This window comes from Nocardia pseudovaccinii NBRC 100343 (assembly GCF_001613225.1).
Classification (GTDB): Bacteria; Actinomycetota; Actinomycetes; order Mycobacteriales; family Mycobacteriaceae; genus Nocardia; species Nocardia pseudovaccinii.
This window is the reverse complement of record NZ_BDBY01000056.1, coordinates 1-6559: the sequence shown is the minus strand read 5'-3', so window position 1 is coordinate 6559 and position 6559 is coordinate 1. Positions and strand designations below refer to the sequence as shown.

The following is a 6559-nucleotide window of genomic DNA, read 5'->3' as shown; positions in this document are numbered from 1 at the left end:
GGTGCAGGTGCAGGTGCAGGTGCCGAGACTGGCACGAGTACTGGAACCGGTGCAGGCACTGGAACTGGTGCAGGCACTGAAGATTAGCGCGGGTGCTGGGACTGGCGCGGGGACCGGTGCGTGTGGGGACCTGGACCCGGGCCGGTGCTGCAGGCTGAGACTGTGCGGGTGCTGAGACTGGTGCGAGTGCGGGAACTGGCGCGGGTGCTGGAACTGGTGCAGGCACTGAAGATTAGCGCGGGGACCGGTGCGTGTGGGGACCTGGACCCGGGCCGGTACTGCAGGCTGAGACTGTGCGGGTGCTGAGACTGGCGCGGGTGCGGGAACTGGCGCGGGTGCTGGAACTGGTGCAGGCACTGAAGATTAGCGCGGGTGCTGAGACCGGTGGCGGGGTCCGGGAACTGGCGCGGGTGCGGGAACTGGTGCAGGGATTGGGGACTGGCGCGGGCGTGGGGACTGGTGCGTGTAGGGATCTGGACTTGGACCCGGGCCGGTGCTGAGACTGTGCGGGTCCGGGAAGTGGCGCGGGTGCGGGAACTGGTGCAGGGACTGGCACTGGTGCGCTGGGACTGGCGCGGGAACCGGTGCAGGTAGAGGGACCGGGCAGACTGCCGGTGCTGAGACTGTGCGGGTGCTGAGACCGGTGGCGGGGTCCGGGAAGTGGCGCGGGTGCGGGAACTGGTGCAGGGACTGGCACTGGTGCGCTGGCGCTGGCGCTGGTGCGGGACTGGCGCTGGTGCGGGACCGGTGCTGGTGCGGGAACTGGTTCAGGCGCTGAGACCGGAAAAGGTGCTGGTACAGCGAAAGGCACTGGGACGATAGGAGATACGTGTGCCGACGGTCGTACGGGCGACGATCAAACCGAACAGCCGTAAGGGTCCACTCGTCGAAACCCTCGATGACGGCACCCTGCAGCTGTACGTCCGCGCCCCCGCCGTGGAGGGGAAGGCCAACAAGGCCGCCATCGAACTCCTCGCCGACCACTACGGCGTACCCAAATCCGCCGTCCGCCTCGCCGCAGGTGCAACCTCCCGCTTCAAACGCTTCGAGCTGGACCTCTGAGCCCCGCGCCGCCGTCGCCGAATCGGGTTGAGCGACAAGGTCACACGGCGCCGGGAAATCCGAACTGGCGCCAGGCCTCGTAGACGGTGACGGCGGCGGCATTGGAGAGGTTCATCGAGCGGCGGCCGGGCAGCATCGGGATGCGCAGTCGATCGGTGATGTGCGGATCGTCGAGCACCTCCGGCGGCAGTCCCGTCGGTTCGGTGCCGAATAGCAGAACATCACCCTCGCGGTAGGTCACATCGGTATACCGCGTGCTCGCCTGGGTCGTAAATGCGAACACGCGCTCGGGCCGCACCGCTTCCCATGCCGCCGTGAGGTTCTTGTGCACCGTCACCGAGGCCAGATCGTGGTAATCCAATCCGGCCCGCCGCAACTTCGCCTCCGAGAGCTCGAAACCCAATGGCTCGACCAGATGCAGCTCACACCCGGTCCCCGCGACAAGTCGAATCGCATTGCCGGTATTTCCGGGAATCGCGGGCTCGTGAAACATCAAACGGAACACCCGTGCAGTCAACCAGGTCGCTCCAGCTAGCCCGGAACGACATCGGGCAGGTCCTGCGCGCCGGTCACGAGTTTCAGTTCGTCGACGGATTCTCGGATGAGTTGCGACAGGGTGCGCTCGCCGTCGACCCAGCTCTCGAAGGCGATCTTGAATACGGCGATCCCGGCCTCGGCGGCCAGACTCGCGGCCGGATCGGTCACGCCGCGCCCGCGTAGCGCCTCGGCCAGCGCGGCGGCGAGCGTTGCGAGCTTGATCAGCTCGCGCTCTCGAAGTTCGGCATTGGCCGCGATAACGGCTTGCCGGTGCCAGGCGAACTCGCGGCGCTGCTCGAATACGGTTTCGGCGACCTCGGTGAGCGCCGTGGCGATCGCCTCGATCGGCGGCATGGCGGCGGGCGCGTCGTGCACCCCGCGCACGAGGGCCTCTTGGAGCGCGCTCGCCCCCGCGAACAGGACCTCGCGCTTATCCGCGAAATGCCGGAAGAACGTTCGCTCGGTGAGCCCCGCACGCTTGGTGATCTCGGCGACGGTCGTGCTCTCGAATCCGTTCTCGCGATACAGCTCCAGAGCCGATTTTTCGAGGCGACCGCGCGTATCAGGCTCCCATCGACCCATGTGCAGGATCTTATCTGATGACAGCAACTGTCATCGCGTGTACGTTTGATGACAGTCACTGACATCACTGTCTTCGCGCAGGCGAGGGCATCAAGAGACTTGGAGTACTTCCGTGCGGACTTTCATTACCGGAGCATCGGGACATATCGGCTCCGCGGTCATCCCGGAACTTCTCGACGCCGGACATGAGGTCGTCGGCTTGGCTCGCTCGAATGAAGCTGCCGTCGCTGTGGCAAAAGCCGGTGCAGACGTGCACCGCGGAGATCTCGACGATCTCGACAACCTACGCGCAGCCGCTGCCGCGGCCGACGGCGTCATCCACCTGGCCTTCAAACATGAAGCTATGCAGACCGGCGACTACGCCGGAGCGATCGCGGCCGATCTGCGCGCCATCGAGACGATCGGCGCTGCGCTCGCGGGCACCGGCAAACCCTTCGTGGGCACATCGGGCACGCTCACGCTCGCGTCAGCCGGGCTGACCCGCGCGGGCACCGAGGCCGACGCACTCGATGCGGGGCCGCGGGTCGACGCTGAGAATGCGGTGGTCGCGCTCGCGGATCACGGTGTTCGATCGGCTGTCGTCCGGCTGCCACCGACCGTGCACAGTTCGCTCGACCATTACGGCTTCGTCCCGATCTTGATCGCCATAGCCCGCGACAAGGGCGTCGCCACCTACGTCGGTGACGGGAACAACCGCTGGCCCGCCGGACACACACTCGATGCCGCGCACCTGTACCGCTTGGCGCTGGAAACCGCACCCGCTGGGTCGCGGTTACATGCCGTCGACGACGAAGGCGTGCCCTTCCGTGAGATCGCCGAAGCGATCGGTCGCCATCTGGATCTGCCGGTGATCAGCATCCCGCCGGAGCAGGCGGACGCTCACTTCGGTTTCCTCGGTCCCCTTGTCGCGCTGGACAATCCGACCTCGAGCGTGCGGACCCGGGAACTCCTCACCTGGAAGCCGACGCACCCCGGCCTCATCGAGGATCTCGACCAGGGCCATTACTTCAACCCTCGCTAGCGGCCCGCTCCGGGATGGCACATGCCATGCCCTCGGCCATCCCGGTAGGGCGCACGCCAAGGCCCTGGTTGTGACGGGCGCGCTGGTTCTCCCAGGCGATGCTGGCCGTCAGTTCGGCGAACTGTCCTTTGGACAGGTGCGTCAGCAATTCGGTGCGCAGGTCCGCGAGGTCGATGGCCGGGGTGGCGGTCATCGCCTCGGCGAACGAGATGACGAGTTTTTCCAGGTCGCTGTAGGCGTCGCTGGTGCGATAGCGCGGCAGGTCGCGCAGTTGTTGTTCGGTGAGTCCGCTGGAGTGCGCCAGCGCCGAGCCGATATCCAGGCAGAATTCGCAATTCACGAGTCCGGCCGTCTTCAGTTCGGCCAGTTCCTTGAGCTTCGGATCCAGTCTGTTGCTGAACAGCAGCGCTGTTTCGTATCCGATCGTGCCGAGAAGGATCTGCGGTCGGCGGGCGAGCCAGCCGAACAGGTCGGATCGGTTCCGCTTCGCCTGCTGGACCGCTTGCAGGTAGTGCTGAATCCGGGTAAGCGCTCGCATTGTCCGTACCCCCTTGTGCCGGATGAATCTTTCTCCTGAAACTACGCCGCGTAGTAGTTGGAGGCAATCCCTGAGCGGGTGCGCCGCCGAGCGGTGAAATCTGTTGCCGAGCAGTAGCCCTGCCTCGAGGCTCGCCGTGTGAGTACGCGGCCGCGTCGCACTGGTGTGAGCGGCCGCATGTCGTCTGCAAGAATCGGGGCGTGACCGACGTTGACTCGTCTGCCGCCGAACGGCAGTCCGACCGGACCAGCCCGGGTGCGCAATTCCTGCGCTGCCACCTGCCCATGCTGGTCGTGACGGCGGTCATTCTGCTCGCGGTCGTCTTCGTGGCTTGGGATCGCTGGCGCCGCGGCGCGCTGTTCTTCGGCGGTGCGGCCCTGCTCGCGGCCACCTTCCGGCTCTGCCTGCCGACCGCCCGGGTCGGACTGCTCGCCGTGCGCAGCAAGCCGTTCGATGTCGCCGCACTGAGCCTGCTCGGGACCGCCATCGTCTTCATTGCCGCCACGATCAATACGCTCGGCGTCGGCTGAGGCCGCCCCGCGCTAGACGGTATGAAGGCCCACTGAGATTGGGGGCCGGAGGCCTCGATTCTGCAAAACCGCGTGGGTTGCCGGGGTGAAACTCACTTCGGTAGAGCTACATTTGCAGGTCAGGAGGGCCTCCGGTGAGTATCGAGCGTACGAGTGTCGGGCTGGATGTGCACGCGTTATCGGTGGTGGCGTGTGCCATCGACAACGAGACCGGGCAGCTGAAGCGACAGCGGTTGTGCCCGGATCCGGGACAGATCCTGGCGAGGCCGGTCCGAGTGGTTTACGAAGCCGGGCCGACCGGCTTCGGCCTGTACCGGGCCTTGACCGCGGCCGGGATCGCCACCATCGTGGCCGCTCCGTCGAAACTGCAACGCCCTGCCGGGGACCGGATCAAAACCGACGCCCGCGACGCCCTGCATCTGGCGCGGCTATTACGGCGGGGCGAGATCGTGGCGGTGGCGGTGCCGACCGTGGCCCAGGAAGCGGCTCGTGATCTGGTCCGTGCCCGCGAGGACGCGCGCGGTGATCTGATGCGGGCCCGGCACCGATTGTCGAACTGCTTCTGCGGCAAGGGATTGTGTATTCGACCGCTTTCAGCTGCCCCTTGACAGAACAGGCCTACATATCAGTTGTGGCAGGTGTCCCGGTCGTTGTAGAGCATGATCTGGGTGACCTTCGCATCGGCGGGCATATTCCGGTAGATGCCGAGGAAGCCGTAGTGCGCCGATTGGCCAGGGACCGCGGCGGAACTCCAGTTGTAGCCGATCTCGAGCGTGGGATAAGCCGCGCGCACTTCGTCGACGGTGGAACCGACAGCGATGCCTTCGGACGTGCGGACCGGAAGTTTGCCGGGCATGATCGCCACTATCTCGCCCTTGTTGGTGAAACCCTGCCAACCCGCTCGTGCGGTATAGCGGCCGCAGCCGGGCGGATCGTTGGTGTCGTCGAAGGCCGCGATTTCACCGGTGGCCTCGGCCTCGCTCCGGCTCATCCCGAGCCGCAGTTTGCCGAAGCCGAGCGGGCCGAGGACGGTCGGCGCCGGTGGCAGGGTGGTCGTGGACGCCGCGGGCCGGGCGGTCTCGGTCGGCTCGTCCGAGCACGCCGTAGTACCGATCAACATCGCGCCGAGCAGCGCGAATATCGGTACGACACGATGAATACGCATGGTCTACCCCCGATGTCGTCCATGAACCGGAATGCCCGCCACACTGAGACGGGTGCGATGTCGGCCAGTCTGCACATCGGCGACACTCCGAGTCAAGGCGACGTCCATCGGTCGACGTCAACCTTATGCGCCACCGCTCGGAGCTCGGTGTCGACTGAGGCGCAACAACTTTCGTCGGCGCCCGCCGACCCGGCCACCGACACGGCAGCGTACGATCGAGCGCAGTCGAATGGTGGCTCACCCTTCGCATCGAAGCCGCGCTAGCCGACCTCGGCTATCGCGCGCCGACCACGCCCGCCGTACAACCGTCGCGCCTCGCTCGGCGTAATCGTCTCCAGTCGTGTCGGCGGCTCGCCCTTCAGGTGCTGCTCCAGGATCTGACCCGCCATCGGTGCGATGAACGGCGCGGTGGTGATCAGGCCGAACGAATTGAATGCGGCGCTGCCCCACACGATCGTCTTGGCGGCCGGTCGGACCAGCAGATCGACGATTCCCCAGCGATCGAAGCGGCCGAGCTTGCGCATCCATTTCGGCAGTGTGGCAACCGAAGCCAGGGACAGTAGCCGACTGCCGAGGGCATAGCTGATGCCCGCGCCGTTTCGTGGCGAGGTCCACAGCAGGTGGTGCATGCCCTCCTCGGCACGCTCGGACGTGCACAGGTTCGGGCGGACCTTCGCGAAGTACGCGCGCACCTCCTCGCGAGAGCGCGGCACATCCTCCGGCTTGCAGGTCTGTAGTTCGGCGGCGATCGCGCACTCGCGCCAGTAGCGCGCCTCTTCCTCCGGGGCGAGCGGGCCGGGACCGAAGACCTCGTATGCCTTGAGCACCGAATGCCATCCAGTGATGTGGATCCACAGCTGGGTTTCCGGACTGTTCGCGCTGTAGCGCTGGCCGCTGATCGGTTCGATGCCGGTCATCGGCGCGTGCACCTGCATCAGATGTTCCGAGGCCTGGATGGCTGTGCGGCCGTCGGCGATCGCGACGAGCAGGAAGTAGGCGAAGGTGTGGTCCAGTCGGCTGCGCGGGTCGGCGTAGATGCCCTGCGAATCGGCGACTGCCGCGGTCAGGAACGGGTCGAAGTGCTCGAGGACCACCGCGCGCTGAAAGCCGATCACGGCGGTCGG

Annotated in this window: 9 protein-coding genes and 1 pseudogene; 5 read left to right on the top strand and 5 right to left on the bottom strand. The window is 66.3% G+C overall.

Annotated elements, in window-relative coordinates:
• The first annotated feature begins 293 nt into the window (after positions 1–293).
• Together NP3_RS07050 and NP3_RS07045 are read left to right on the top strand one after the other, a co-directional pair.
• Positions 294–500: a hypothetical protein gene (locus tag NP3_RS07050; protein WP_063038977.1), complete on the top strand. Its 207-nt coding sequence runs from the start codon at positions 294–296 to the stop codon at positions 498–500.
• A 331-nt stretch (positions 501–831) separates the two neighbouring features.
• On the top strand, positions 832–1062 hold the full coding sequence (locus tag NP3_RS07045; protein WP_040686756.1) for a DUF167 domain-containing protein: 231 nt from the start codon (positions 832–834) through the stop codon (positions 1060–1062).
• Positions 1063–1102: 40 nt separating this feature from the next.
• On the opposite strand, the gene NP3_RS07040 is transcribed toward NP3_RS07045, so the two are convergent.
• The gene (locus NP3_RS07040; RefSeq protein WP_063038973.1) at positions 1103–1567 is read right to left on the bottom strand and encodes a tRNA (cytidine(34)-2'-O)-methyltransferase; all 465 of its coding nucleotides are present in this window, start codon (positions 1565–1567) and stop codon (positions 1103–1105) included.
• A 26-nt stretch (positions 1568–1593) separates the two neighbouring features.
• Positions 1594–2181: a TetR/AcrR family transcriptional regulator gene (locus tag NP3_RS07035; protein WP_063038971.1), complete on the bottom strand. Its 588-nt coding sequence runs from the start codon at positions 2179–2181 to the stop codon at positions 1594–1596.
• Positions 2182–2293: 112 nt separating this feature from the next.
• On the opposite strand from NP3_RS07035, the gene NP3_RS07030 reads away from it, so the two are divergent.
• A complete protein-coding gene (locus NP3_RS07030; RefSeq protein WP_063038969.1) occupies positions 2294–3202 on the top strand; it encodes an SDR family oxidoreductase in 909 nt (302 codons plus the stop codon).
• Here the strand turns inward: NP3_RS07030 and NP3_RS07025 are convergent.
• Positions 3189–3740 (bottom strand): carboxymuconolactone decarboxylase family protein, encoded by a 552-nt coding sequence (locus tag NP3_RS07025; RefSeq protein WP_063038968.1) that lies wholly within the window; start codon positions 3738–3740, stop codon positions 3189–3191. The genes NP3_RS07030 and NP3_RS07025 overlap by 14 nt on opposite strands.
• Positions 3741–4024: 284 nt before the next feature.
• On the opposite strand from NP3_RS07025, the gene NP3_RS07020 reads away from it, so the two are divergent.
• Positions 4025–4270, top strand: a complete 246-nt coding sequence (locus NP3_RS07020; protein ID WP_084508289.1) for a DUF3017 domain-containing protein — start codon at positions 4025–4027, stop codon at positions 4268–4270.
• 134 nt (positions 4271–4404) lie between these two features.
• Positions 4405–4853 (top strand): annotated as a pseudogene (locus NP3_RS07015) (IS110 family transposase); the annotation flags it as partial.
• Between the two features lie 42 nt (positions 4854–4895).
• Here NP3_RS07015 and NP3_RS48950 read toward each other — a convergent pair.
• Together NP3_RS48950 and NP3_RS07010 are read right to left on the bottom strand one after the other, a co-directional pair.
• Complete coding sequence (locus NP3_RS48950; protein ID WP_169814454.1) at positions 4896–5435, bottom strand: hypothetical protein; 540 nt, start codon at positions 5433–5435, stop codon at positions 4896–4898.
• 260 nt (positions 5436–5695) lie between these two features.
• Positions 5696–6559: oxygenase MpaB family protein (locus NP3_RS07010; protein ID WP_063038966.1), on the bottom strand; the 864-nt coding region annotated here is incomplete at its 5' end.

Bases quoted from the DNA above. Each gene is read 5' to 3' on its own strand.
- NP3_RS07035 (WP_063038971.1), bottom strand. From the start codon at position 2,181: ATGGGTCGATGGGAGCCTGATACGCGCGGTCGCCTCGAAAAATCGGCT.
- NP3_RS07020 (WP_084508289.1), top strand. From the start codon at position 4,025: ATGCTGGTCGTGACGGCGGTCATTCTGCTCGCGGTCGTCTTCGTGGCT.
- NP3_RS48950 (WP_169814454.1), bottom strand. From the start codon at position 5,435: ATGCGTATTCATCGTGTCGTACCGATATTCGCGCTGCTCGGCGCGATG.
- NP3_RS07025 (WP_063038968.1), bottom strand. From the start codon at position 3,740: ATGCGAGCGCTTACCCGGATTCAGCACTACCTGCAAGCGGTCCAGCAG.